The sequence below is a fragment of the Amycolatopsis nalaikhensis genome (genome assembly GCF_030264295.1).
Taxonomy (GTDB): domain Bacteria; phylum Actinomycetota; class Actinomycetes; order Mycobacteriales; family Pseudonocardiaceae; genus Amycolatopsis; species Amycolatopsis nalaikhensis.
Genome location: NZ_CP127173.1, coordinates 1,860,470 through 1,883,731 on the forward strand (window position 1 = coordinate 1,860,470; position 23,262 = coordinate 1,883,731).

Consider the following 23,262-nt stretch of genomic DNA (forward strand, 5'->3'; position numbering starts at 1 on the left):
TTATCGCCCCGAGTTAACAGAGAACTCGATAACTCTTCTCAGGACGTTAGCGACCGGATCGACCTGAGGGCCTCCGGGATCGCGTGGACCAGCGCCGACGCCGAGGTCGGGGCGTTCTGGGCCGCGATCGCGCCCGCCAGCGAGTGGACGTGCGCGGCCATGCTCGCCGCCAGCCAGGGGTCCAACCCGGCCGCCAGGAGCGCGCCGACCAGGCCCGACAGCACGTCGCCCGAGCCCGCGGTCGCCAGCCACGCGCCGCGCGGGGTGTTGACCGCGACGCGGCCGTCCGGGGCCGCGATCACCGTGCAGTGGCCCTTGAGCAGCACCACGGCGTCGTACTTCTTCGCCGCGTCGCGCGCCGCCGTCACGCGGTCCGCGCCCGGCTTGCGGCCCATCAGGCGCTCGTACTCGCCCGCGTGCGGCGTCAGGACCAGCGGCGTGTCCGGATCACGGGCGTCGAGGACGTCCGGGGACTTCGCGATGATCGTCGTCGCGTCGGCGTCCGCGCAGACCGGGACGCCCTGGCCGAGCACGTACCGCAGGACGTCCCGGCCCTCCGAGCCGGTGCCGATGCCCGGCCCGACCGCCCACGCCTGGACGCGGCCCGCGTCGGCGACCGTGCCCGTCGCGATGATCTCCGGCCACTGCGCCCGGACGACGTCGGCCGCGTGGCCCGCGTACCGGACCATCCCGGCCGTCGCGCGGACCGCCGAGCCCGCGGCGAGCACCGCCGCGCCCGGGTACGTCGCCGAGCCCGCCGCGATGCCGACCACTCCCTGGCTGTACTTGTCGTCCTCCGGGCCCGGCACCGGCCAGGCCGCGGCGACGTCGACGATGTCCAGCCGGCGCAGGTCGGGGTCGGTCAGGTCGAGGCCGATGTCGACCAGCACGACCTCGCCGCAGTGGGCGGGCGCGAGCGCGTGCACCGGCTTGAGCGCGCCGAACGTGACCGTTTTGGCCGCCTTCACCGCGGGGCCGTCGACCGCGCCGGTGTCCGGATCGACGCCGCTGGGCAGGTCGACCGCGACGATCGGGGCTTCGACCAGCCCGACGAGCCGTGCGGCGTCCGGCCGCAACGCGCCCTTGCCGGAGATGCCGATGATGCCGTCGACGACGACGTCGGCCTTGGCGATCCACTGTGGACCGTCCGCGCCGGACACCACATGGCCCCCGGCGCGCTTCAGCGCCTCGAGGCCCTTGGCGTGGGCTTTCTCGGGCTTGAGCAGGATCGCCGTGACGGCCACCCCGCGACGGCGCAGGAAGGCCCCGGCCCACAGCGCGTCACCGCCGTTGTCGCCGGAGCCGACGAGCAGCACGACCCGGCGGCCGAAGACGCCGCCGGTGTGGTCTTCGAGGAAGCCGGCCAGGTGGACGGCCAGCCCGAAGGACGCCCGCCGCATCAGCTCGCCTTCGGGCGTGACGGCGAACAGCCGCCCCTCCGCCTCGCGAATCCGTTCCGTGGTCCAGATTCCCTGCACGGCGGGGCCTCCCGCGGGTTACTCGACAGTGACCGACTTCGCCAGGTTACGCGGCTTGTCGACGTCGTACCCGCGGGCGCGGGCGATCTCCGCGGCGAGCACCTGCAGCGGCACGGTGGAGACGAGCGGCTGCAGCAGCGTCGGGACGGCGGGGACCTCGATGCAGCTCGTCGGCGAACGGCCGGACGGTCTCGTCGCCCTCTTCGGCGATCACGATCGTGCGGGCGCCGCGCGCCTGGATCTCACTGATGTTCGAGACGAGCTTCGAGTGCAGCACCGCGCGGCCCTTCGGCGACGGCATCACGACGACGACCGGCAGGCCCTCTTCGATCAGCGCGATCGGGCCGTGCTTGAGCTCGCCGGCGGCGAAGCCCTCGGCGTGCATGTACGCGAGCTCCTTGAGCTTCAGCGCGCCTTCGAGGGCGACCGGGAACCCGACGTGGCGGCCGAGGAACAGCACGGCGCGCGAGTCGGCGATCCGGCGGCCGAGGTCACGCGTCTGCTCCACAGTGGACAGTACCTTGTGGACGGCCGCGGGCATGGCCTCCAGCTCGGCGAACTCGCGGGCGACCTCGTCCGGGTACTTCGTGCCGCGCGCCTGCGCCAGCGCCAGGCCGACGAGGTAGTTGGCGGCGATCTGGGCGAGGAACGCCTTGGTCGAGGCGACGCCGATCTCGGGCCCGGCGTGGGTGTAGAGGACGGCGTCGGACTCGCGCGGGATCTGCGCGCCGTTGGTGTTGCAGACGGCGAGGACGCGCGCCTTCTGCTCGCGCGCGTGCCGGACGGCTTCGAGCGTGTCCGCGGTTTCGCCGGACTGGGACACCGCGACGACGAGCGTGTCGCGGTCCAGGACCGGGTCGCGGTAGCGGAACTCGGAGGCCAGCTCGACCTCGACGGGCAGCCGCGTCCAGTGCTCGATGGCGTACTTGGCGACCAGGCCGGAGTGGTAGGCCGACCCGCAGGCGACGACGAAGACCTTGTCGACGTCGCGCAGGTCCTGGTCGGAGATGCGCTGCTCGTCGAGGATGATGCGGCCGGACTCGAAGTGCCCGCGCAGCGTGTTGGCCAGCGCCTCGGGCTGCTCCTCGATCTCCTTGAGCATGAAGTACTCGTGGCCGCCCTTCTCGGCGGCGGAGAGGTCCCAGTCGACGGTGAACGGCTTGGCCTGGGCGGCGTCGCCGTGGAAGTCGGTGACCTCGTAGCCCTCGCGCGAGATGACGACGAGCTGGTCCTGACCCAGTTCGACGGCCTCGCGGGTGTGCTCGATGAAGGCAGCGACGTCGGAGGCGACGAAGTGTTCACCCTCGCCAACGCCGACAACCAGCGGCGAAGACCGCCGCGCGGCGACGATGGTGTCGGGGTGGTCGGCGTGCGTCACGACGAGGGTGAAGGCCCCTTCGAGCCGACGGCACACGGCGGCGACGCTGGCGGTGAAGTCGCCCTTGGTGTCGCCCTCGTCGTAGGCGCGGGCGATGAGGTGGGCGGCGGTCTCGCTGTCGGTGTCACTGGCCATCTCGACCCCGGCGGCCTCGAGCTCGGCGCGCAGGGTGGCGAAGTTCTCGATGATGCCGTTGTGCACGACGGCGACGCGCTGGGTGGAGTCGCGGTGCGGGTGCGAGTTCCGGTCGACGGGCGCGCCGTGGGTGGCCCACCGGGTGTGCCCCATGCCGGCGGTCCCGCCGAAGTTCTCCCGGCCGACCTTGTCGAGCTCGGCTTCCAGGTTGGCGAGGCGGCCCGCCTTGCGCTCGACGGTCAGGGCACCGGCACCGTCGAGGACCGCGACCCCGGCCGAGTCGTAACCGCGGTACTCCATGCGCCGGAGCCCGCCGAGGACGACGTCCAGAGCCGGGCGGTGCCCGACGTATCCCACGATTCCACACACGCGCACCAGCCTAACGAGGGACGTTCGAGGTGCTGACGGGGTCCGGAAAGGCCCGTTGACCTGGGGAGATGAGCTGGGCGGTGGTCCGGACCAATGCGGTGTCACCCACACGGGTGCCGGGATACGGGCGACCGGTCACACGGCTTAAGGCGGCGGCGCGCTCGTGAGTGTTTAGGGCGGTTCTAACCGCCCTAAACACTCACGACAACTCGCGCCGAGACGGGCCGGGACCGGGCGGGTGGAGCGCCCCAATGTGGCCTTCGGTGCGTCAGACGCACCCAAGGCGGCCTTCGGTGCGTCAGACGCAACCAAGGCCACATTGGGGCGCTTGGGGCCAGGGGCGCGCGGCAGAGAGTGGCGGCTGCGGCTCGCCAGGCACCTCGCGCCGCGGCGACCGGTGTGTGCGGCGCGCCGGGCGGCGGGCGAGCCCTCGACGGCGGCGCACAGTAGGGTTCCGGCCATGGCCAGCAAGCCGAAGCAGCTGCTCGCGGAGTTGACGCACCCAGGCCCGCACGAGGTCCTCCGAGGCAACCTCGCCCTGGTCGGACTGCCCGGCGTCGTCTACACGCCGCGCGCCGGGCTCGGGCTGCCCGCCGTCGCCTTCGGGCACGGCTGGCTGCAGCCCCCCGAGCGGTACCGGCAGCTGCTGCACCACCTCGCCAGCTGGGGCATCGTCGCCGCCGCTCCGGCCACCCAGCGGGGGCCTCTTCCGTCGCACCGGCTGCTCGCCGCCGATCTGCTGACCACCCTGGACGTCGTCACCACCGTGCGGCTCGGGCCGGACGGCATCAGCGTCGATCCCGCCAAGCTCGGCCTCGCCGGGCACTCCACCGGTGGCGGCTCCGCCGTGCTCGCCGCGGCGCAGGACGCGCAGGCCGAAAACCCGCGGATCAAGGCCGTCGCCACCGTCTCCCCCGCGCAGACGCTGCCGCCCGCCTCCGAATCCGCCAAGGCCGTCACCGTTCCCGGGCTGCACCTGGCCGCCGAAGAAGACCTCGTCGCGCCCAAGGTCGCGCACGCCGAGGCCATCGCCGACGCCTGGGGCGGCGACGACGTCCAGCTCCGCACCCTCGGCAAGGCCACCCACCTCGGCGTCACCGAAGGCAAGCACTGGACCCAGTTCGTCATGCACGGCAAGCCGCACCGCGGGACCCAGCAGCTCACGCGGGCCCTGTTCACCGCTTTCTTCCTCACCCACCTCACCGGCACCGGCAAGTACCGGCCCCTGCTGGAGGCGGACGTCAAACGGGCCCCCATCGAGCGGGAAGAAGAACCCGCCCACTGAGGGCCCGTCGCTCAGAGACTCAGACCAGCCAGCTGGTGCTGGAGAAGTCGTCCTCGTCGTCCGGCTGACGCGCGTGGCGTCCACGCCGGGGCGGCTCGGGTGCGGCCGCCGCCGGGGGTGGTTCCGGGGCCGGTTCGGGACGCGGGGGTGCCGCGGCCGGGGCCGCGTAGCCCGAGAACGCCGGGGCCGCCTCCTCGTCCTGGACGCCGAACTCCATCAGCGACTCGCGGCCCTTGTCGGCCAGCGTCTTCTCCGTCGCCCAGCCTCCCGCGCTCTGCTTGCGCTTGTTGAGCTCGTCCATGTGCTCGGCGTACTTCTGCGCGGCCCCGAGCTCCTGGCGCAGCCCGTCACGCGCCTGCGCCTCGGCCTCCGCGACGCGGCGTTCGCGCAGCCCCCGCTGCTCGTCCTGCTCCCGCGCCGCGGCGTCCATCGTGGACACCGCCGCGCGGTACCGGTCTTCGGCGCTGCTCATCGGCCCTCCTCAGCCCTCGTCACCGGTCGTACCGGATCGAGCGGTCACCCTCGTCGTCCAGCGAGCCGCTGATCCGGCCCTTCGCGCCGCTCGTCTCGAAGACGCCGCCTTCGATGCGGTACTGGCTGGGCCCGCGCTGCTGGTCGCCGCCGCCCCCGCCGGGCGCGCCGCCCATGCCGCCCATCATGCCCATGCCACCCATGCCGCTCATCCCGCTCATGCCGCTCGACGAGTTCGCCGCGGCCTGGTGCATGCCCGGGTCGACCGGGGTCGCGCCGAGCCCGCCGCCGTCGGACATCGGGACCGACGCGTCACTCGCGCCGGACTGGGCGCCCGGGTCCAGGGACACCGCGCCGGCGAAGTCCGCCGACCCGCCGCCGGTGACGGCCGACCCGAAGTCGCTCGCCCCCGCCGTCGACGTCGCGTCGCCACCGGCGCCGCCGCCCGAGACACCGGCGTCGGCCGCGGCCACCGCGGGCTCGGCCGCGACGCCGCCCCCGCCACCGCCGCCGAAGTCACCGGAGAAGTCCTGCCCGCCCGGCGCGGCGAAGCCGCCTCCGCCGGAACCGCCACCGGCGACGAAGCCGCCCTCGCCCGAACCACCGCCCGCGACGAAGCCGCCCTCGCCCGAACCGCGCGTGAAGCCCGGGTCGGGGTTGTCCGGCGACGGGTCCTTCTTCAGCGCCGACTCGGCGTCCGCGTCGTGCTTGATCGCCGAGCCGTTGCCGTCGGTGCCCTTGTCGTCCGCCTTGAGGTCGCCCGCCTTCGGGTCGTCCTTCTCGTCGAGGGTGTAGGTGGTCGGCTCGCCCTTGCCGTCGTCGACCGTCACGATCGTCGGGCCGTCCGGGCCCTCCGGCCGCTCGGCCGTGATCTTGAGGTTGCCGTCCTGGATGTGGATCTTGCCGTCCGGGCCCGGCTTGTACGTGCCGTCGGCCGAGGGCTGCCCCTCCTTGACCGCGCCCTGCTGCGAACCCTGCGGCCCGAAGCCGCCGTCGGCGCCCTTGGCGTCCTTGCCGTCCTTGCCCGCCTCGGCCTTGTCGTCGTCACCCCAGTCGAGGTGGTAGTCCTTCTTGTTGCCGTGGCCGTCGTCCACCGAGATGTCCTGCTTGCCCTGGGCGTCGGGCTCGGACATCGTGATCGTGTTGTCGCCCTTCTTGACCGACACCGTGTCGGTGTCGTCCATGTCCTTGATGGCTTCGCCGGTCTTCGGGTCGATCGGGTACGGCTCGCCGGTCTCCGGGTTGATCTCCAGCGGCTTGCCGGTGATCGGGTTCTTGCCGTCGTCCGGCTTCGGGGGCTCCTCGGCCTTCGGCGGCTCGGTCGCCGACGGCGTCGTGCTGCCGCCCCCGCCGGTGCCGCCACCCGTGCCGCCGCCGGTGCCCCCGCCCCCGCCGGTGTCCTTCTTGCCACCACCGCCGGTGTCGGTCTTGCCCGGGTCGCCGCCGCCGTCGTCGGGCTTGCTGTCGTTCTTGCCCTCGGTGAGCTGGTTGCGGTAGCCGTCCATGAAGCGCTCGAGCGCGCCCCACTGCTGGTCGATCGTGTCCTTGGCGGTCTTGCAGGAGCCGTTGAACGCGTTGATCAGGCCCTGGTACTCGGTGGTGAACGCACCGTCGCGCCAGTAGCGGCAGACGTTGCGCCCGTACTCCTTGTTCTCGTCGTTGAAGCCGCAGTCGTCGTTCTGCAGGCGCTCGGCGAGGTTCGACTGGTTGCCGTTCTTCGCGTTGACCGCGTCGATCCAGCCCGCGACCTTCATGAAGTCGTCGAACTCCTCGGTCTCGCCGTTGGCGATCTTGAGGACGTCCTTGGCCATGTTGATGTCGGCCTGGGCGATCGTGGTGCGGTGCAGGCCGAGGACCTCGTCGACCTTCTTCTTGACGGCGTCGTAGACGTGCGTGACGGTCTGCGGGATCAGCTTCGCCGCGCCGTCGATCTGCTGCGAGAGCTCCTTGGCGTGCGGCTTGATGATCTCGTCGTACTTGATCTCGGCCGCGTTGGCGCCCTTGCCCTTCCACTCCCCGAAGAGGGTCCGGAAGCTCGGTGTCGCTCTTGGTGAGCGTGTCCTCGACGACCTTGTGCGCCTTGGTCAGGTCGTCGGCCTCGGTGAGGAACTTCTGGAACTGGATCCCGCGGTTCTCGTGGAACTTGTCGCGGAGGTCCTTCTGCGAGTCGATGTGGCCGGACCCGCCCTTGATCTTGTTCCAGATCTCGTCGGTCCACTGCACGAGGAAGTCGACCGCGACGTTGCCCTGGTCGAGCATTTCGTCGGACGACTTCGCGCCGGCCCCCAGCGTCGGCGCGGCGATCCCGTCGAGGTTCTTCTTCGCCTGGTTCTTGCGGTCGGTCTGGGCCTGCTGTTCCTTGCCCTTGGCCGCCGACTCCTCCTTCGCGCGGGCGACGATCTCGTCGGTGTCGTCGTTTTCGAAGACCCGGTACCCGTCGTTGCCGCCGTCGGAGTAGTTCTCGACGTACTTCTTCGCGTACTCTTCTTCTTCGTCGTTGAAGTTGATGGTGTTGCGGTCGTACTCCTCCATCAACTCCGATTTAGTCTCCATGGAGACGTTCGGGTCGTCGAGGATCTTCTTGATTTCCGCCCAGTCGGCCATTACTTGCTCCCCGCCGCTTTCGCCTGCGCGCCGGCGTCGGCTTCCTGCGCGGTGTACTTGGAGCCGGCCGCCCCGATGCCGCTGCCCAGGTTCATCAGGGCGTTCGAGAGGCCGGTGAGCCCGGCACCGATCTCGTCGATGCCGGTCTTGTACTTGTCGAAACCGTCCCCGTGGACGCGTCCCATGTCTTCTTTCTTCAGCTCGGTCGGGGCGACCTTCTTCGCTTCCGCGGCCGGGTCGTCCGCGACGTCCGCGAGGCGCATCTGCGCTCGCGTCATCGCCTCCGAACTCGCTTCATAACCGTTTGGCATGGTCGCTGCCCCCTTCGATCCCACAGTCCCAGGCTCGGGTTTCCCGACTGAGACGCGCGCGGACGCCGTTCGGTGCCATCGCAGATGCACACAGAGTCTAGCGTTCGGCCGCGGGCCCGACCCGGGCTTCGCGGAAGTGCACTCACCCGGTGGGGTGCTGCGCGGCGAGCGCCTCGGAAATGACTTCGGCGACGCCGCGGACGTCCACCAGCCGGTCGAGCTCGTCCAGGTCGACGGACACGCCGTAGGCCACCTCGACCCGCGCGAGCAGCTGGACGCGCTGCCGGGACGTCATGCCGATGTCGTCGAACGGGGTCGTGTCGGTGAGCCGCTCCGGCGGCAGTTCGAGGGCGCGGCAGACGATCTTCCGGATCTCGTCGGCGAGGTCATCCATGGCCGTCATTCTCTCCCCACCACCGGTCGCGGGCGGCCGCGCGGGACACCTTGCCGCTGGAGGTCCGCGGCACCGCGCCCGGCGGGACGAGCCACAGGGCGCGCAGCGGCAGGTCGTGGCCCGCGGAGACGGCCCGCCGCACGGCTGTCTCGACGTCGTCGCCGGTGGCCGCGCTCCCGGCGACGACCGCGACGCCTTCGCCGCGCCCGTCCCGCACCGCGAACGCGGCGACCCGGCCCGCCCGGACGGCCGGGTGCGCGGCCTCGACGGTGGCCTCGATGTCCTGCGGGTAGTGGTTGCGGCCGTCGACGATGATCAGGTCCTTGAGCCGTCCCGCGACGTACAGCAGGCCGTCGTGGACGAAGCCGAGGTCGCCGGTGCGCAGGCCGTCGGCGGTGAAGACGTCCCCGCGCTCGGGGTGACCCCAGTAGCCGTCGGCGACGTTGGGCCCGGACACGCGGATCTCGCCGACCTCGCCGTCGGGCATGGCCGCGCCGGTCTCTTTGTCGACAATCTCTACTCGCTGGCCGTACGGCAGGCCGGAAGCCACCAGCGCCTCGCCGCCCTCGGCGGGCTTCGCGACGCCGGCGCGGAGGGCGTCCCGGTCGAACGCGGTCACCGTCGGGCCTTCGTCGCCCGCGCTCGCGACGAACACCGTCGCCTCGGCCAGCCCGTAACACGGCTTGTGCGCCGCGCGCGGCAGCCCGAACGGCGCGAAGGCCCGGTCGAAGGCCTCGACGCTCGCCGCGCGGACCGGTTCGCTGCCGTTGAGGACGGCGTTGACGTGCGAAAGGTCGACGTCTTCGAGGTCTCCCGCGGCCTCGGCGGCCAGGTCGAAGGCGAAGTTCGGCGCGGCGGTGATCGCGCGCGGGTGGTCGGCGAGCAGCCGGAGCCAGCGGAGCGGGTCGCGCACGAACTCCATCGGCGTGAAGAACACCGACCGCGCGCCGAGGAACACCGGGACGCCGATGAGCAGGATCAGGCCCATGTCGTGGAAGAACGGCACCCAGCCGGCGAGGTGGCTCGACGCGTCGGCGTGGTAGGGCCGGGTGCTCTGCCAGCAGCTGGCCACCAGCGCGCGGTGCGAGATCACCGCACCGGCCGGGCGGCGCGTCGAGCCCGAGGTGTACTGCAGGTACGCGGGATCGGTCATCGCCACGACGCCGGGCGGCTCGGCGTCGTCGGGCTCGATGTCCTCGACGGCCAGCACGACGTCGTGCGGAACCTTTTCCACGAGGTTCTTCGAGGCCAGGCAGACCGACGGCGTCGCGTCCGCGAAGGCGGCCTCGATGCGGGCGCGGTGGGTGCGGCCGGTCGGGACCGACAGCGGCACCGCGACGAGCCCGGCGTAGAGCGTGCCGAGGAACGCGAGGACGTACCCGAGGTCCTGGCGGGCGACGATCGCCACCCGGTCACCCGGCCGGGTGTGCCGCCGCAGCTCCCGCGCGACGCCGCGGACGCGCGCGAGCACCTGCGGCCAGGTCAGGGTGTGGTCGGTGGGCCCGGGGAAGGTGCGGCAGGTGAACGCGGGCCGGTCTGCGGCGGCGTTGCGGAGCAGGTAGTCCGTGAACGGCGTGGTCAGGACGTCTTCCGGGACTTCTGCGGGCGGCACGGCCCCATCCTGCCCTACCGTGGTGGCGCGATGGAGGAGTTCGAGAAGCGCGGGATCGGCGTGGTATCCGGGCGTGACGCGTGCGCGCGGGCCTTGCGGTCCCCCGATCTGACGTCGGATCCCGGCGGCGGCTCGCCGAGCGTCCTGCTGCGCGACGGCGACGGCCACACCCGGGTGCGCGGCGTGCTGCGGGAGATCATCGCCGGGCTGGAGCCGCTCCCCGACGCCGTGGTCGCGTCGATCGAAGCGGCGGTCGGCGGGCTGGGGTCGTCGTTCGACCTGGTGCGCGACTTCGCGCGGCCGGTGGCGGGCACGGTGGCGTCCGCGGTGCTCGGCGTCGGCCTCGACGACGGCTTCCTGGACCGCCTGGAGGCGACGACGGCGAACCTCGACGTCTTCGGCGGCACGGACCGGGCCGGGCAGGCGGCGGCGTTCCGGCTCGCTGTGCAGCTCAGCCGGACCCCGGCCGGGCCGGGCGGGCTGACGGCGTTGCGCGAGGCCCACGCGGCCGGGCGGCTCGACGACGACGAGCTGATGTTCAACCCCGTGGTGCTGGCGCACGCGGCGTACGAGAACTCGCTGAACTTCCTCGCGTGCGCGGGGCTGGAGCTGGCCACTTCGGGGCCGCGGAGCGTGCGCGAGCTGGTGACGGCGATCTGCCCGGCCCGGTACGTCCTGCGCTTCGGCCCGGACGGCCCGGTGGCGGTGTCGTTGACCGACGGCCTCCCGTTCGGCCTGGGCCGCCACGCGTGCCCAGGCTCAGGAGTCGCGCTGGCCGAGGGCGAGATCGCGCTCACGGCGTTGGCGAAGCACCTGGACAGCGGCTGCGAGGTGCGGAAGGTGCGCTGGAAGACCCACCCGGTGTTCCACGGCCTGGTCTCGGCGCAAGTTGTCGTGAGTGTTTAGGGCGGTTAGAACCGCCCTAAACACTCACGACGGGGTGAGCGGGGGTTACGAGACCGCGGAGACCACACCGGCCAGGCGGTCGGCCGCGGCCTGGGCCGTCGACTGGGCCGGGGCCTCGACCATGACGCGGACCAGCTGCTCGGTGCCGGACGGGCGCAGCAGCACCCGGCCCTCCTCGCCCAGCTCGGCCTCGACCTCGCCGACGGCGTCGCGGACCTCGGACGAGTCGGCGACCGCCGCCTTGTCCGCGACCGGGACGTTGACCAGCACCTGCGGCAGCCGGTTCATCACGGCCGCCAGGTCCGCCAGGGACTTGCCCGTCTCGGCCATGCGGCTCATCAGGCGCAACGCCGTGAGCAGCCCGTCGCCCGTCGTGGCGTGCGCGGGCAGGACCACGTGGCCGGACTGCTCGCCGCCGAGGGCGAAGCCGCTCGCGCGGAGCTCCTCGAGGACGTAGCGGTCGCCGACCGCCGTCGTCACGACGTGGATGCCGTGCGCCTTCATCGCCAGGTGCAGGCCGAGGTTGCTCATCACGGTCGCGACCAGGGTGTCCTTGGTCAGCTCGCCGGACTCGGCCAGCGCGAGCGCCAGCACGGCCATGATCTGGTCGCCGTCCACGAGCTCGCCCGCGGAGTCGACGGCCACGCAGCGGTCGGCGTCGCCGTCGTGCGCGATGCCGAGGTCGGCGCCGTGCGCGACGACCGCTTCGCGGAGCTTCTCGGGGTGGTTCGAGCCGCAGTGCTCGTTGATGTTGATGCCGTCCGGCTCGGCGTGCAGCGCGACGACCTCGGCACCGGCCCGGCGGTAGACCTCGGGCGCGGCGGCCGACGACGCGCCGTTCGCGCAGTCGACGACGACCTTCAGCCCGGCGAGCGAGTGGGGCGTCGCGCCGAGTAGGTGGGTGGCGTAGCGGTCGAGGGCGTCGTCGACGTCGTGGACGCGGCCGACGCCGGCACCGGTCGGGCGGACCTTGCCGTCCGCGAGGCCGGCCTCGATCTCGTCCTCGATGCCGTCGGGGAGCTTGTGCCCGCCCGCGGCGAAGAGCTTGATGCCGTTGTCGGGCATCGGGTTGTGCGACGCGGAGATCATCACGCCCAGGTCGGCCTCGAGCGAGCCGACCAGGTACGCGACGGCGGGCGTCGGCAGGACGCCGACGCGCAGCACGTCGGCCCCGGCGGACGTGAGGCCCGCCACGACCGCGGCTTCCAGCATCTCGCCGCTGGCGCGCGGGTCGCGGCCGACGACCGCGACCGGCCGGTGCGAGCGGTCGTGCGCGGCGAGCACGCGGGCGGCGCTGGCCGCCAGCGCCAGCGCGAGCTCCGGCGTCAACTCGCCGTTGGCCAGGCCACGTACCCCGTCGGTACCGAACAGGCGTGCCATCGATCGACCTCCTTGGACAACCACCACGACAACCTAGCGACCCTGACGGACCGCTGTCCCCCACCCCCGGATGTCGCTCCGACCACCGGAAACGACACGGATACCCCGAAAAACGCCGGAGCGCCCATCCGATGGACGGATGGGCGCTCCGGTGGGTTGCGCCAGAGGCGCGATCAGCGCTTGCTGTACTGCGGGGCCTTGCGGGCCTTCTTGAGGCCGTACTTCTTCCGCTCCGTGGCGCGGGCGTCACGGGTGAGGAAGCCGGCCTTCTTGAGGGCCGGGCGGTCGTCCGCGTCGACCTCGACGAGCGCGCGGGCGATCGCCAGGCGCAGCGCACCGGCCTGGCCGGAGACGCCGCCGCCGCGGAGGTTGGCGAAGATGTCGAAGGAGTCCGGCTTCTCGACCGTGACCAGCGGCTCGCGGATGAGCTGCTGGTGCACCTTGTTCGGGAAGTACTCCTCGAGCGAGCGGCCGTTGAGCTTGAACTCACCGGTGCCCGGGACGACCCGCACGCGGACGACGGCTTCCTTGCGGCGGCCGACGGTCTGGGCGTTGCCGCCCGCGGCACGCGACGGGCGCGGCGCGGCGGGGGTCTCGCTGGTGGCCACGGCGCCGGTCTCGGTCGCCTCGGTGGCCTCAACGACCTCGGGGGTCTCGGTCTCGGTGCTGGTCACAGACTGTTCCTCACTCACTGCGCGACCTGCGCGATCTTGGTGATCTCGCGCGCCTGCGGCTGCTGCGCGGCGTGCGGGTGCTGCGGGCCGGCGTACACCTTCAGCTTCTTCGCCTGGGCGCGGCCGAGCTTGTTCTTCGGCAGCATGCCCTTGACGACCTTCTCGACAAGGTGCTCGGGCTTGGTGTCCAGCAGCTCGCCGAACGAGCGCTTCCGCAGACCGCCCGGGTAACCGCTGTGCCGGTACGCGAACTTCTGCTCGCGCTTGTTTCCGGTGAGCGCGACCTTCTCGGCGTTGACGATGATGACGAAGTCACCGGTGTCCACGTGCGGGGCGTAGGTCGGCTTGTGCTTGCCGCGCAGCAGCGTGGCGACCTCGGTCGCCAGCCTTCCGAGCACGACATCCTCGGCGTCGATCACGTGCCAGGCACGAGTGACGTCGCCGGGCTTGGGGCTGTACGTGGGCAAGGGTCTACCTCGTCGTCAACATTGCGTGTGGGTTCTGTGCGGGCCTAGCGCTTACGCGCCGCAGCGCACAACGACATATGAAGATACCCCCACGCCCACCGCGCCCGTGCATCGGGGGTGGGTGGAAGCGCCCATACTAGGCTTCGGGCGGCCCGGGCGCAGCCGGGACTCTACCCGGTTTTCCCCCCGAAGTGCCTGCGCGCGCGAGCGCGACACGCGAGGATGGGGCGGACCCGGGGACACAGTCGAGCAGGGGACGGCGATGAGGAAACGACCGGCGGCGATCTTCGTCCTCGCCGCCCTGCTGGCCCTGGTCAGCGCGTGCGGCCAGGCCAAGGCGGGCACCGCGCTGCCGAAGGGCGACGACGCCGCGGACTACGTCGGCGGCAAGTTCGAGCAGGTGATCAAGAAGCTCGGCGACGCCATCACGGACACGCGCGACGTCACCAACTCGATGGACGCCTACTTCAAGTTCGACGACAAGTGGATCCACAGCGTCGTGACGTCGGCGCGCACGGGCAGCCCGGAGAACCGGGTCGTGCGGCACCGGTCGCTGAAGAACCCGGACGAGATCATCGACACGTACTGGCCGGCGGACGGCACGGTCGAGTACACCTACCTCGGCCCGGTCTACGTCCAGAAGGGCGTCTCGCCGACGGCCTGGGTGTCGATGCCGAAACCCGAGGCGGGCCTGGTCCAGCCGTGCGTCTGGGGCGGGGTGCTGACGCCGTGCCGGATGTCGGACTCGACCGTCGACGCCTACAAGGCCGACAAGCGGGCGGTGCGCGGGGCGAAGAGCCTCGGCGACGGCAAGACCGCGCTGACGGTCAACGTGCCGTTCGGGATCTTCGTCAAGAACAAGGTCGAGATCCTGCCGCAGAGCCTGGTCGACCAGGTCGGGCCGGAGCTGAAGAAGGCCATGGTGCCGACCACGATCACGCTGAACCCGGACGGCAGCCTGGTCTCGTTCGTGATGGAGGCCAAGTTCTCCGGCGACGGCCACAACCTGGAGCTCAAGTACGACTTCCGGTTCACCGGCAAGGCGAGCCTGCAGGACATGCCGAAGCTGCCGGACGCGTCGCAGATCACGGTGCTGCCCGACCGGGCGGCGATGAACGACTTCTACCGCCGGCTCGGCGAAGCGCAGGGCAGCTGAGGCGTGACCACGACCCGAGGTGATCTCCGATGACCCAGCCGCCCGACCCGCGGCAGCCGCAGTGGTGGCAGCCGCAGGGCAACCAGCCCGGCGCCGGGCAGCCCGAGCAGCAGGCGACCGGCCCGCACGCCGGGCAGTGGCAGCAGAACCCGGACCAGGGCGCCGTCACGGGCTCGTACACGGGCCAGTGGAACCAGGCCCAGCCCGGCACGACCGGCTCGTTCTCCGGGCCGTGGCAGGGGCAGCCGAGCGGGCCGTGGCAGCCGCCGTCGCAGCCCACCCCGCAGCAGCCTGGAACGCCGGGCGGCGGTTGGCCCGCGCAGCCTGGTCAGCAGCAGTACGGCGGCGGGTTCCAGCCGACGCAGTACGGCGGCCTCGGCGCGTTCGCGGCGGAGCCGGAGAAGAAGCCGAAGTCGAAGAAACCGTTGCTGGTGGCGGGAACGGCGGTGCTGGTGCTCGTCATCGGCGGCGGCGCGGCGTGGCTGCTCGGCGCGTTCCGCGGGGACGTCCTCGAGCGACAGTCCCTTCAGGACGGTGTGGTCAAGGTCCTCAACGAGAGCTACGGCGAGCCGGACGTGAAGGACGCGCAGTGCCCGGCGAACGAAGCCGCCGAGAACGGCACGACCTTCGACTGCACGGTGAAGATCGCGGGCCAGGACAAGAAGGTCACGGTGCGGGTGCTCAACGACCGGCCCGAGTACGAGGTCGGCGCGCCCCACTGAGGTTCCCGGCGGCGGTGCGCCGCTGGACGTGACGCGGGCCCGGTGCGGCGCGGCCAGCTCCCGCGACCTCGCCGTCCGATCCCTTGCCGCACAAAGGAAAACGGCGGGCCCCGCACCGGAGTGCGGGCCCGCCGTGGTTCCCGGGACTAACCGATCAGAACAGGCCCTCGACGGCCTTGTCCGTGCTCTGGTAGCCGTCGGCGATCTGCGGCAGGGCGGCGGCGATCTGCGCCAGAACCTGCTTCAGGTCCTCGAACTTCTGGTCCCAGGTGCGCTGGGCCTGGTCGTACTGCTCCTTCGCGGAACCGGTCCAGGTGGTGACCAGCGGGCGGAGGTCGTCCTTCAGGCGGTCGAAGGCCTGCTGCAGCTCGTTGCCCGTGCTGTTGCAGTCCTCGGCGGCCGCGTGGATGGTGGCGTAATTGACGACAATGCCGGCGCCATCAGGCATGATGTGCTCCTTCTGTGCTGTGGAAGTTTTGGGTGTGGGAAAGAAAGTTCAGGGGTGACACTCAGCCGAGGGCCTCGAAGCCCTTGTTCAGGGCCGCGATGGTCTCCTGCTGCTGCTGCTCGGAGCGCTCGTACTTCGAACCGGCTTCGCGGAGCAGGTCGGCGATGCGCTGCAGCGCCTGGTTCATCTGGCGGGCGTCGTCGTCGAAGCGCTGCATGACGTGGTCGAACGCCTTCTGCGCCTCACCCTGCCAGCCCGCGCGGGTCGCCTCGATGCGGTCGCGCAGCGTGGCCAGGTTGCTGTCCATGCCCGAGCGGACCTCGGTCACGCGACCCTCGGCCTCGGTGAACTGCTGCGGTGTTCCCTGGAATCCAGCCATGCTGGAACCCCCTTCTCAAGTGTGGTCGTCCGTACCAGGTCTTGTTCGTTCGTACGGCCCTACGACGGAGACACTGCCACGTCCGGTTCCCCCTTGTCGTGCTTTGCCCGCAAGTAGTTGCTTGCGTTAACGCCGCACCGGGGAACCGATCGCCGCGGGTATTCCGAAACGGCACCGACATGGCGATCCGTCACCCGAAAATGCGTTCTCCACCAGCGGGGTTAGCACACGCACAGCGAGCACCTCGGGGTACTCAGCCGTCCCGTTTCATGATTCGCATCTGGGAAAAGTCCTCCTCGTCGTCACCCGATCGAGGGGGACGCGCGGGAGATTGCGAACGCGAAGGAACCGGATCGGCGGGATCGGGAACCGACGGCACGGCCAATCCGCGGGCGCGGCGGAACCGTTCCGCGGCGGCGCGGAGCGTGCCGGGCGTCGGATCGCCGGGCTTCGCGCCGCGGCCGCTGCGCTTGAGCAGCTCGACGTTTTCGCTGTGGTGGCGCCGCGTGCGCGCGAGCGCGTTCCCCGCGACGCGCCGGGAGTGCGTCACCGCGTCCTGGCCGATCCGCTTGAAGGACGCCGCGGCGCTATCGAATTCTTCGGACGGCACCGCGTGCCCTCCTCTCAGTCGAGGATTTCCACCGTGCGCACGGCTTGCACGCACGCCGCGCTCACCCGGTCGCGCAGCTGCGGCGTGGCGTACTGGCAGCCGACGTGGACGCGGATCCGGCCCTTCGCCAGGACGTACCAGTCGACCTGGAGGTCGGGCCGGTCCGGCTTGCGCTCGTGGTAGCCGATCACCATCTTGCCCGCGTACGACAGGTTCGGCGTGATCGCGCTCCAGCGCTCGGGCTCGCTCACCGCGTAGCGCTTGAGCTCGTCGACGAGCTTCTGCGGCTCGGCGGTCGCGTCGTAGTCCATGACGTACTCCTGGGCGACCAGGAGGTCGTTGCCGTCCCGGGAATCCTGCGGGTGGATGACGACCTGCTTGTCGGCGACCCGGTCGTCGGTCTGCACCCAGTCTTCCGGCGAGACGAACTTGAAGTCGTACTGCGCCAGCGTCCGGCCGGTCTCGGCCTGGCCGCCGGGGTCGCCGAAGAGGAACACACCGCCGACGACGAGTGCGGCCACGACGACCACGGCGACGCCGACCAGGCCCCAGAGCTTCCCGCGGCTCTTCTTCTTGCCAGGCTGCTCGGCCGGGGCCCCTTCGGCGCGCGCGGCACCGAACTGGGCGGGCTGCCCGGCGGGCGGCGTCCACGGCCGCGCCGCGGGCTGCCCGTGCGGCGGCGACGGCGGCGGGGCCGGGCGGTTCGCGTTCGGCGGGAACCCGCCGGGTGCGGGACGCGGCGGCGCGGGCCGCGGGGCGACGTCGCCGGGGCGGACGACCTCCGTGCGCTGCGCCGCCGGGTTGAGGGCACCGCCGGGCACCGCGCCCATGCGGGCCATCGCTTCGCCGGGGAGGGCGCCGGTGCGGTCGGGGTCCACGAGCACGGCCCGCAGCGCACCGCGCGCGACGACCGTCTCGGGCTGGTCGAGGCTGGTCGGCACCACGCCGGTGCGCTCGTGCACCAGCCGGGAGATCATCGGGATCCGGCTCGACCCGCCGACCAGGAAGATCGCGGTGAGCTGCTTCGGCCGCAGGCCCGCGTCACCGATCGCCGCGACCGTCAGCTCCACCGCGCGGCCCAGCGGCGCGGCGATCAGCCGCTCGAGGTCTTCGCGGGTGACGTGCGCGTCGGCGAACGGCGGCGGCATCGGCACGTCCGTGTAGGCGTGCCGCGACAGCGTTTCCTTCGCGCCGCGGATGTCCTGGCGCAGCACCCGCCGACATCGCCGGTCGACGAGCTCGCGCCCTTCGACGAGCTGGCGCCACGCGTCCGGGTCCGCCGCGGAAACCAGCGAGCCGACGTGCTCCAGCAGCGCCTGGTCGATGTCCGCGCCGCCGAACCCGGGGTCGCCCCGGGTGGCGAGCACCTGGAAGCCACCGCGCTGCGGGCGGCCGGCGCGGTCCCGCGCGGTGTCCGGCGGCAGCCGCCGCACGACGCTGACGTCGACCGTGCCGCCACCGAGGTCCAGCACGGCCAGCGCGTCGCCGGGGCGGCCGCTGAACTCGACGGTGCGGTCGCTCGTCACGTCCTGCGGCGCGAACGTCGCCGCGTGGTAGACCGCCGCGGCGACCGGCTCCGGCACCAGCGCGACCTCGCGGGCCAGCCCGCCGGCGGCCTGCCGCAGCAGCCGGGTGCGGATGGCGCCCCAGTCGGCCGGGTGGGTCAGCACGAGCAGGTCGATCTCGGCCTCACCGGCCAGGCGGCGCGCCTCGGCGACCGCGCGGCCGAGGACCGCGTGCACGACGTCGGTGACGCGCAGGACGTTCTCGCCGAGCAGCAGCTCGCCTTCGTCGATCCGCCGCTTCGGGTTCGGCTCGTACCGCGACGGGTCGACGGCCGCCTGCCGCTCGGCCTCCTGGCCGACGAACAGCGTGCCGTCCGCCGCCGCGTACACCGCCGAGGACATCAGCGGCTGGCCGTCGATCACCACGACCTGCGGCTCGCGCCCGTTCACCGAGGCGACGACACAGGTACTCGATGTCCCGAAGTCCACCGCAACCCGGACCGTCACCAGCAGCTCCCGCAGAGTTCGTCGCGTTCCCCCGCGCCCGGCAACCGGGACGCGCCCTCGGGGAGAAACCTACCCTCCGCCGGTGCGCGTCCCGCTGCCGTGCTCAGTCGGGGTTGATCCACGAGACCTGGATGAGCTGTTTGCCGAACTTGCGGGTGAGCATGGTGCCCCGCCCGGGCGGCATCGCCGAGGGTTTGATGTTGCCGACCAGGGCGCCTTCGTCGCGGGAGCCGTTCATCACCATGCCCGGCGCCGCGATTTCCTTCAGCTTCCCGATGATCGGGTCATACATCGCCTTCGACGCGCCACCGGTACGACGGACCACGACCAGGTGCAGGCCGACGTCCTTGGCCTGGGGCAGGAAGTCGGAGATCTTCCGCAGCGGGTTGTTGGTCGAGGTCGCGACCAGGTCGTAGTCGTCGACCAGGATGAACAACTCCGGGCCCTTCCACCACGAGCGGGTCTTCAGCTGCTCCTGGGTGACGTCCGGGCCCGGCAGCCGGCGGGTCATCGAGTTGAACACGTCGCTGACCATGCTTTCCAGCTGCGCCGCCGACACCGCATACCCCAGCAGCGAATCACCCTGGATGAACCCGAGCATCGTGCGCCGGTAGTCCACCAGCAGAATCAACGCCTCCTTGGCGCTGTAGCGCTCGGAGATCCCGCGGGCGATCTGCCGCAGCAGGTTCGTCTTCCCCGACTCCCCATCGGCGAAGGCGTAGAAGTGCGGCTCGGCGTTGAAGTCCAGGTAGATCGGCTGCAGGTCCTCCTCGTTCACCCCGATCGGGATCAGCTTCGACTCCCGCTGGCCATCGAGCTTGAGGACCTCCTCGTAGGTGATCATCTCCGGCAGCAGCCGCACCTGCGGCGCCACCCGCCCCCGCCACGCCCCCCGGATCTTCCCCACCGCGTCCGCCACCCCGGCGGCGATGGTTTCCGGGTCACTCGAGCCGTCGATGCGCGGCAACCCGCCCAGCATGTGCAGCTTCTCCCGCGTCAACCCCCGCCCCGGCCGCCCAGCAGGCACGTTGACCGCGACGCGGCGGTCGATGTCGGACTCGGTCGGATCACCCAGCCGCAGCTCGAAGCGGGTGCCGAGCATGTCCTTGATCGCCGGGCGGATGTCGGCCCACCGGTTCGCCGCGATCACCACGTGCACCCCATAGGACAGACCCTGCGTCGCCAGGCGGGTGATGGTGGTTTCCAGCTCCTCGAAGTCATCCCGCAGGGCTCGCCAGTTGTCCACGATCAGGAACGCGTCCCCGAACGGGTCCTGCTCCGCCCGGATCTCCCCACGGCGTTTGCGGTTGCGGAACTCGGTCATCGAGTCGATCCCCATCGCCCCGAACCGGCCCTCCCGCTCCGTGAGCAGGGTGGTCAGCTCGGCCACGATCCGCCGGGCCTTGTCCGGCTCGCGGCGCGCCACCGCGACCCCGCCGACGTGGGGGAGGTCGGCGAGCCCGGCCAGGGTGCCGCCACCGAGGTCCAGGCAGTAGAACTGCGCCTCCTCCGGAGTGTGGGTCAACGCCATCGACATGATCAGCGTCCGCAGCATCGTCGACTTCCCCGACTGCGGACCCCCCACGATCACCCCGTGCCCGGCCGCGCCGGAGAAATCCGCCCACAGCGGGTCGCGGCGCTGCTCATACGGCCGGTCGATGATCCCCAACGGCACCTGCAGGCGGCCGTTGCCGAAAAACCCGACCGGCGACAAACCCCGGTCATCAGTCGGGTTGAGGTTCGGCAACAAGGTGTCGAGGGAGTTGGGGTCCTTCAACGGCGGCAGCCACACCTCGTGCGCGGGCGGGCCCTGCCCCACCAGCCGCGACACGATCACATCCAACTCCGACGGTTCGACCGCCTCCTCCGACTGCGGCGCCTCCGGCGTGGGGGCCTCGATCTGCTGCGGCTCGGGTTCCTTGGGCAACTCGATGAAATCCGGCACGAACAACTGCGGACGCTTGTCCGCCCGCACCACCGTCGCCGCCGGACCCGCCGCCTTGATCCCCGCCGGCCGATACGGCCCCGACACATACGACGCCTTGAACCGCACCAGCGTCGAGGTGTCGTACTTCAGATAGCCGCCGCCGGGGACCGAGGGCAGCTCGAACGCGTCCGGGACGCCGATCGCGGCGCGGGACTCGGCGGCGGAGAAGGTTTTGAGGCCGATGCGGTAGGACAGGTGCGAGTCCAGACCGCGCAGCTTGCCTTCCTCCAGCCGCTGGGAGGCCAGCAGCATGTGCATCTGCAGCGACCGGCCCAACCGGCCGATCGCGACGAACAAATCGATGAAGTCCGGCTTCGCCGCCAGCAACTCCGAGAACTCGTCACACACGATGAACAACGCGGGCAGCGGATCGAGGTCGGCGCCGTTCTCGCGGGCCTTCTCGTACTCCCAGACGTTCTTGAAGTTACCGCCGTTCTTCAACGCCTCCTGACGGCGGTTCATCTCCCCGGCCAGGGCGTCCTTCATCCGGTCGACCAGGGTGACTTCGTCGGCGAGGTTGGTGATCACCGCGGAGACGTGCGGGGCCTTGTCCAGGCCCAGGAACGTCGCACCACCCTTGAAGTCGACCAGCACGAAGTTGAGCGTCGAGGAGGAGTGGGTGGCCAGCATGCCCAGGACCAGGGTGCGCAGGAACTCCGACTTACCCGAACCCGTCGCGCCGATGCACAGCCCATGCGGGCCCATGCCCTCGGCCGCGGCCTCCTTGATGTCCAGCTCCACCGGCTGCCCGTACTCGCCGACGCCGAACGGGACCCGGTAGCGGTCGCGGATCGGGCGGGGACGCCAGGCCTGCTGCACATCGAACGTCATCGGGTCACCGGGAATGCCGAGCAGCTCCAGCAGCGACGGGTTGGACAGCAGCGGCTCTTCGTCGCCGACGTCCTGCCCGGCCGCGCCACCGACGCGGTAGGGCGAGATCAGGCGGGCCAGCGACTCGGTCTCGACCACGCTGAGGGTGTCCGGGCGGCCGAACCACTCGACGCCACCGGCGCTGCGCGCACCGAGACGATCCGGTTCCACGACCAGCCGCAGACCGCGGCGGGCGGCCAGGTTGCCGATCGAGTCGGACAGGTCGATCAGGGTGACGCCGACCAGACCCTCTTCGAGGATGATCTGCTCTTCCCGGGTCACCTCGGCGTCGTCGATGATGATCACGACGTGGGGCTGGTCCGGCGCCGGGGTGGCGTTGCGGGAGAACCGCTGCCGGTCACGGAGTTCCTCGTCGAGCCAGTTCTCGATCTGGGCCAGCGAACCGGCCATCATGCGGAGCTGGCCGATGCCGTCGGACAGCGTCGGGTGCTGGACGTGCGGCAGCCACTTCGCCCACTCCCACTCCTCCTTCGCGCGACCGGCGGTGGCGACCGCGATCAGCACGTCGTCGGGGCTGTGGAAGGAAACCAGCTGCGCGAGCATGGCGCGGGTGAGGCCGCGGGTCAGCGAGCGCTCGCCCTGCATGCTCACCGCGGCGAACCCGCGGAGGGTGATCTGGGTCGGCAGGTCCGGCACGATCGAGTGCGCACGCACGAACCGGCGCAGCGCGAGGGTGGCGATCGGCTCCAGCTCGTCGACCGGCCCGGTCTGCGGCGGCACCAGCCGCGTCGCGAGGCGGTGCGAGCTGCGCCCGACGCGCAGGTGCAGGAAGTCCTGGTCGTTCTGGCGACGTTCCCACATCCGGCGGCTGGCGGCCAGCGACCAGAGGGACTGGGGGTCGGGGTGCACCCACTCGAGCGCCGCGCGCTGGTCGACCATCGCCTCGCGGGCCCGGTCGCGCATCTGGCCGAGGTAGCGGAGGTAGTCCTTGCGATCTTCGTCCATCTCGGCGCGCTTGGCACCGCCGCCCTTGCCACCGCCGCCGGCCATCATGCCCAGCGTCCCGACGACCATCATGCCGCCCATGGCCATCATCATCGGGTTCCGGTTGCTGGCCTGGAACATGAAGACCATCATCCCGAGCGACGCGACGATCATGACGACCGGAAGGGCCTTCATGACGATGTTCCCGGGGATGACCCGGGGCACCTCGGGCGGCGGCTCGAGGTGCACCTCGCCGCCCGGCGGGCGAGGTGCCGCCAGCCGCGGCGACTTCTTGAACTGCAGCGTGCTCATCGAAGGACCCCTCATTCAAACTCGACGCCGCTTTGGTGCGCGAGGTGCGCGGAACAACCTATCGAACACCGCGGCGGAATTCCGGCGGATGCCGGAACCGCCCTCGTGAGCCCGGTCCCCTGCCCTCGGATCCGAGTGTACGACCCACCACCGACAGTAACGCGCAGGTTCGGCCCCGACCCGCACCCGGACGGTGGGCTGAAGGGTCCTTTCCTCCCATCACATGACAGGAAAGGACCCTTCAGCGCATCAGATGAGACGAACGTCCCCTTCAGCCCACCCGGCGGGCGGTGACCTGACCTGCCGTTGCCGGTGAATTTCGGACGTTCGATGATGTCGGCACCGGGGTTCGGTATA

20 protein-coding genes and 1 pseudogene are annotated in these 23,262 nt (G+C 71.4%); 6 read left to right on the plus strand and 15 right to left on the minus strand.

The annotated features are described in order from the left end of the window. Nucleotides 1-38: 38 nt before the first annotated feature. Together QP939_RS08900 and glmS are read right to left on the minus strand one after the other, a co-directional pair. Nucleotides 39-1,478 (minus strand): NAD(P)H-hydrate dehydratase, encoded by a 1,440-nt coding sequence (locus QP939_RS08900; protein ID WP_285456144.1) that lies wholly within the window; start codon nt 1,476-1,478, stop codon nt 39-41. Nucleotides 1,479-1,496: 18 nt separating this feature from the next. After that, nucleotides 1,497-3,360 (minus strand): annotated as a pseudogene (gene glmS / locus QP939_RS08905) (glutamine--fructose-6-phosphate transaminase (isomerizing)). Between the two features lie 460 nt (nt 3,361-3,820). Between glmS and QP939_RS08910 the strand changes: the two are divergent. Beyond that, a complete protein-coding gene (locus QP939_RS08910; protein ID WP_285456145.1) occupies nt 3,821-4,645 on the plus strand; it encodes a dienelactone hydrolase family protein in 825 nt (274 codons plus the stop codon). 19 nt (nt 4,646-4,664) lie between these two features. On the opposite strand, the gene QP939_RS08915 is transcribed toward QP939_RS08910, so the two are convergent. Both QP939_RS08915 and QP939_RS08920 read right to left on the minus strand, forming a co-directional pair. Then, nucleotides 4,665-5,117 (minus strand): hypothetical protein, encoded by a 453-nt coding sequence (locus QP939_RS08915; protein WP_285456146.1) that lies wholly within the window; start codon nt 5,115-5,117, stop codon nt 4,665-4,667. 19 nt (nt 5,118-5,136) lie between these two features. Continuing rightward, nucleotides 5,137-6,927 carry a hypothetical protein gene (locus QP939_RS08920; protein WP_285456148.1) on the minus strand — a complete coding sequence of 597 codons (1,791 nt, stop codon included), beginning with the start codon at nt 6,925-6,927 and terminating at the stop codon, nt 5,137-5,139. 30 nt (nt 6,928-6,957) lie between these two features. On the opposite strand from QP939_RS08920, the gene QP939_RS08925 reads away from it, so the two are divergent. Together QP939_RS08925 and QP939_RS08930 are read left to right on the plus strand one after the other, a co-directional pair. Then, nucleotides 6,958-7,170, plus strand: coding sequence for a hypothetical protein (locus tag QP939_RS08925; protein WP_285456149.1), 213 nt, complete (start codon nt 6,958-6,960; stop codon nt 7,168-7,170). Between the two features lie 47 nt (nt 7,171-7,217). Next, the gene (locus QP939_RS08930) at nt 7,218-7,574 is read left to right on the plus strand and encodes a hypothetical protein (protein WP_285456150.1); all 357 of its coding nucleotides are present in this window, start codon (nt 7,218-7,220) and stop codon (nt 7,572-7,574) included. Between the two features lie 145 nt (nt 7,575-7,719). Here the strand turns inward: QP939_RS08930 and QP939_RS08935 are convergent, their stop codons facing one another. The 3 genes from QP939_RS08935 to QP939_RS08945 all read right to left on the minus strand — a co-directional run bounded on the left by QP939_RS08935 (nt 7,720) and on the right by QP939_RS08945 (nt 10,037). Then, nucleotides 7,720-7,998: a hypothetical protein gene (locus tag QP939_RS08935; RefSeq protein WP_285456151.1), complete on the minus strand. Its 279-nt coding sequence runs from the start codon at nt 7,996-7,998 to the stop codon at nt 7,720-7,722. A gap of 175 nt (nt 7,999-8,173) precedes the next feature. Then, a complete protein-coding gene (locus QP939_RS08940) occupies nt 8,174-8,425 on the minus strand; it encodes an acyl carrier protein (protein WP_285456152.1) in 252 nt (83 codons plus the stop codon). Beyond that, the gene (locus QP939_RS08945; protein ID WP_285456153.1) at nt 8,418-10,037 is read right to left on the minus strand and encodes a fatty acyl-AMP ligase; all 1,620 of its coding nucleotides are present in this window, start codon (nt 10,035-10,037) and stop codon (nt 8,418-8,420) included. Before QP939_RS08945 ends, QP939_RS08940 begins: the two co-directional genes overlap by 8 nt. 30 nt (nt 10,038-10,067) lie before the next feature. On the opposite strand from QP939_RS08945, the gene QP939_RS08950 reads away from it, so the two are divergent. Next, nucleotides 10,068-10,943 carry a cytochrome P450 gene (locus QP939_RS08950; protein ID WP_285456154.1) on the plus strand — a complete coding sequence of 292 codons (876 nt, stop codon included), beginning with the start codon at nt 10,068-10,070 and terminating at the stop codon, nt 10,941-10,943. A gap of 45 nt (nt 10,944-10,988) precedes the next feature. Here the strand turns inward: QP939_RS08950 and glmM are convergent, their stop codons facing one another. The 3 genes from glmM to rplM form a co-directional block, all read right to left on the minus strand. After that, nucleotides 10,989-12,323, minus strand: a complete 1,335-nt coding sequence (gene glmM, locus QP939_RS08955; RefSeq protein ID WP_285456156.1) for a phosphoglucosamine mutase — start codon at nt 12,321-12,323, stop codon at nt 10,989-10,991. Nucleotides 12,324-12,496: 173 nt separating this feature from the next. Beyond that, nucleotides 12,497-12,997: a 30S ribosomal protein S9 gene (gene rpsI / locus QP939_RS08960; protein ID WP_285456157.1), complete on the minus strand. Its 501-nt coding sequence runs from the start codon at nt 12,995-12,997 to the stop codon at nt 12,497-12,499. 14 nt (nt 12,998-13,011) lie between these two features. Then, nucleotides 13,012-13,464 (minus strand): 50S ribosomal protein L13, encoded by a 453-nt coding sequence (gene rplM / locus QP939_RS08965; protein ID WP_004560141.1) that lies wholly within the window; start codon nt 13,462-13,464, stop codon nt 13,012-13,014. A 262-nt stretch (nt 13,465-13,726) separates the two neighbouring features. On the opposite strand from rplM, the gene QP939_RS08970 reads away from it, so the two are divergent. Together QP939_RS08970 and QP939_RS08975 are read left to right on the plus strand one after the other, a co-directional pair. Next, complete coding sequence (locus tag QP939_RS08970; protein WP_285456160.1) at nt 13,727-14,620, plus strand: hypothetical protein; 894 nt, start codon at nt 13,727-13,729, stop codon at nt 14,618-14,620. A 29-nt stretch (nt 14,621-14,649) separates the two neighbouring features. Next, nucleotides 14,650-15,342, plus strand: a complete 693-nt coding sequence (locus QP939_RS08975) for a DUF4333 domain-containing protein (protein ID WP_285456161.1) — start codon at nt 14,650-14,652, stop codon at nt 15,340-15,342. A gap of 154 nt (nt 15,343-15,496) precedes the next feature. Here the strand turns inward: QP939_RS08975 and QP939_RS08980 are convergent, their stop codons facing one another. The 5 genes from QP939_RS08980 to eccCa form a co-directional block, all read right to left on the minus strand. Beyond that, nucleotides 15,497-15,790 (minus strand): WXG100 family type VII secretion target, encoded by a 294-nt coding sequence (locus tag QP939_RS08980; RefSeq protein WP_285456162.1) that lies wholly within the window; start codon nt 15,788-15,790, stop codon nt 15,497-15,499. Nucleotides 15,791-15,851: 61 nt separating this feature from the next. Next, the gene (locus QP939_RS08985; RefSeq protein WP_285456163.1) at nt 15,852-16,169 is read right to left on the minus strand and encodes a WXG100 family type VII secretion target; all 318 of its coding nucleotides are present in this window, start codon (nt 16,167-16,169) and stop codon (nt 15,852-15,854) included. A 253-nt stretch (nt 16,170-16,422) separates the two neighbouring features. Then, on the minus strand, nt 16,423-16,779 hold the full coding sequence (locus tag QP939_RS08990; protein WP_285456164.1) for a hypothetical protein: 357 nt from the start codon (nt 16,777-16,779) through the stop codon (nt 16,423-16,425). Between the two features lie 14 nt (nt 16,780-16,793). Beyond that, complete coding sequence (locus QP939_RS08995; RefSeq protein ID WP_285456165.1) at nt 16,794-18,791, minus strand: type VII secretion-associated protein; 1,998 nt, start codon at nt 18,789-18,791, stop codon at nt 16,794-16,796. A gap of 103 nt (nt 18,792-18,894) precedes the next feature. After that, a complete protein-coding gene (gene eccCa / locus QP939_RS09000) occupies nt 18,895-22,905 on the minus strand; it encodes a type VII secretion protein EccCa (protein WP_285456166.1) in 4,011 nt (1,336 codons plus the stop codon). Nucleotides 22,906-23,262: the final 357 nt, after the last annotated feature.

What these genes read in the sequence shown, in the direction of transcription:
- QP939_RS08910 (WP_285456145.1), top strand. Translation starts at nt 3,821, where the DNA reads ATGGCCAGCAAGCCGAAGCAGCTGCTCGCGGAGTTGACGCACCCAGGC.
- QP939_RS08915 (WP_285456146.1), bottom strand. Translation starts at nt 5,117, where the DNA reads ATGAGCAGCGCCGAAGACCGGTACCGCGCGGCGGTGTCCACGATGGAC.
- QP939_RS08920 (WP_285456148.1), bottom strand. Translation starts at nt 6,927, where the DNA reads ATGGCCAAGGACGTCCTCAAGATCGCCAACGGCGAGACCGAGGAGTTC.
- QP939_RS08935 (WP_285456151.1), bottom strand. Translation starts at nt 7,998, where the DNA reads ATGACGCGAGCGCAGATGCGCCTCGCGGACGTCGCGGACGACCCGGCC.
- QP939_RS08940 (WP_285456152.1), bottom strand. Translation starts at nt 8,425, where the DNA reads ATGGATGACCTCGCCGACGAGATCCGGAAGATCGTCTGCCGCGCCCTC.
- QP939_RS08950 (WP_285456154.1), top strand. Translation starts at nt 10,068, where the DNA reads ATGGAGGAGTTCGAGAAGCGCGGGATCGGCGTGGTATCCGGGCGTGAC.
- glmM (WP_285456156.1), bottom strand. Translation starts at nt 12,323, where the DNA reads ATGGCACGCCTGTTCGGTACCGACGGGGTACGTGGCCTGGCCAACGGC.
- QP939_RS08970 (WP_285456160.1), top strand. Translation starts at nt 13,727, where the DNA reads ATGAGGAAACGACCGGCGGCGATCTTCGTCCTCGCCGCCCTGCTGGCC.
- QP939_RS08975 (WP_285456161.1), top strand. Translation starts at nt 14,650, where the DNA reads ATGACCCAGCCGCCCGACCCGCGGCAGCCGCAGTGGTGGCAGCCGCAG.
- QP939_RS08980 (WP_285456162.1), bottom strand. Translation starts at nt 15,790, where the DNA reads ATGCCTGATGGCGCCGGCATTGTCGTCAATTACGCCACCATCCACGCG.
- QP939_RS08985 (WP_285456163.1), bottom strand. Translation starts at nt 16,169, where the DNA reads ATGGCTGGATTCCAGGGAACACCGCAGCAGTTCACCGAGGCCGAGGGT.
- eccCa (WP_285456166.1), bottom strand. Translation starts at nt 22,905, where the DNA reads ATGAGCACGCTGCAGTTCAAGAAGTCGCCGCGGCTGGCGGCACCTCGC.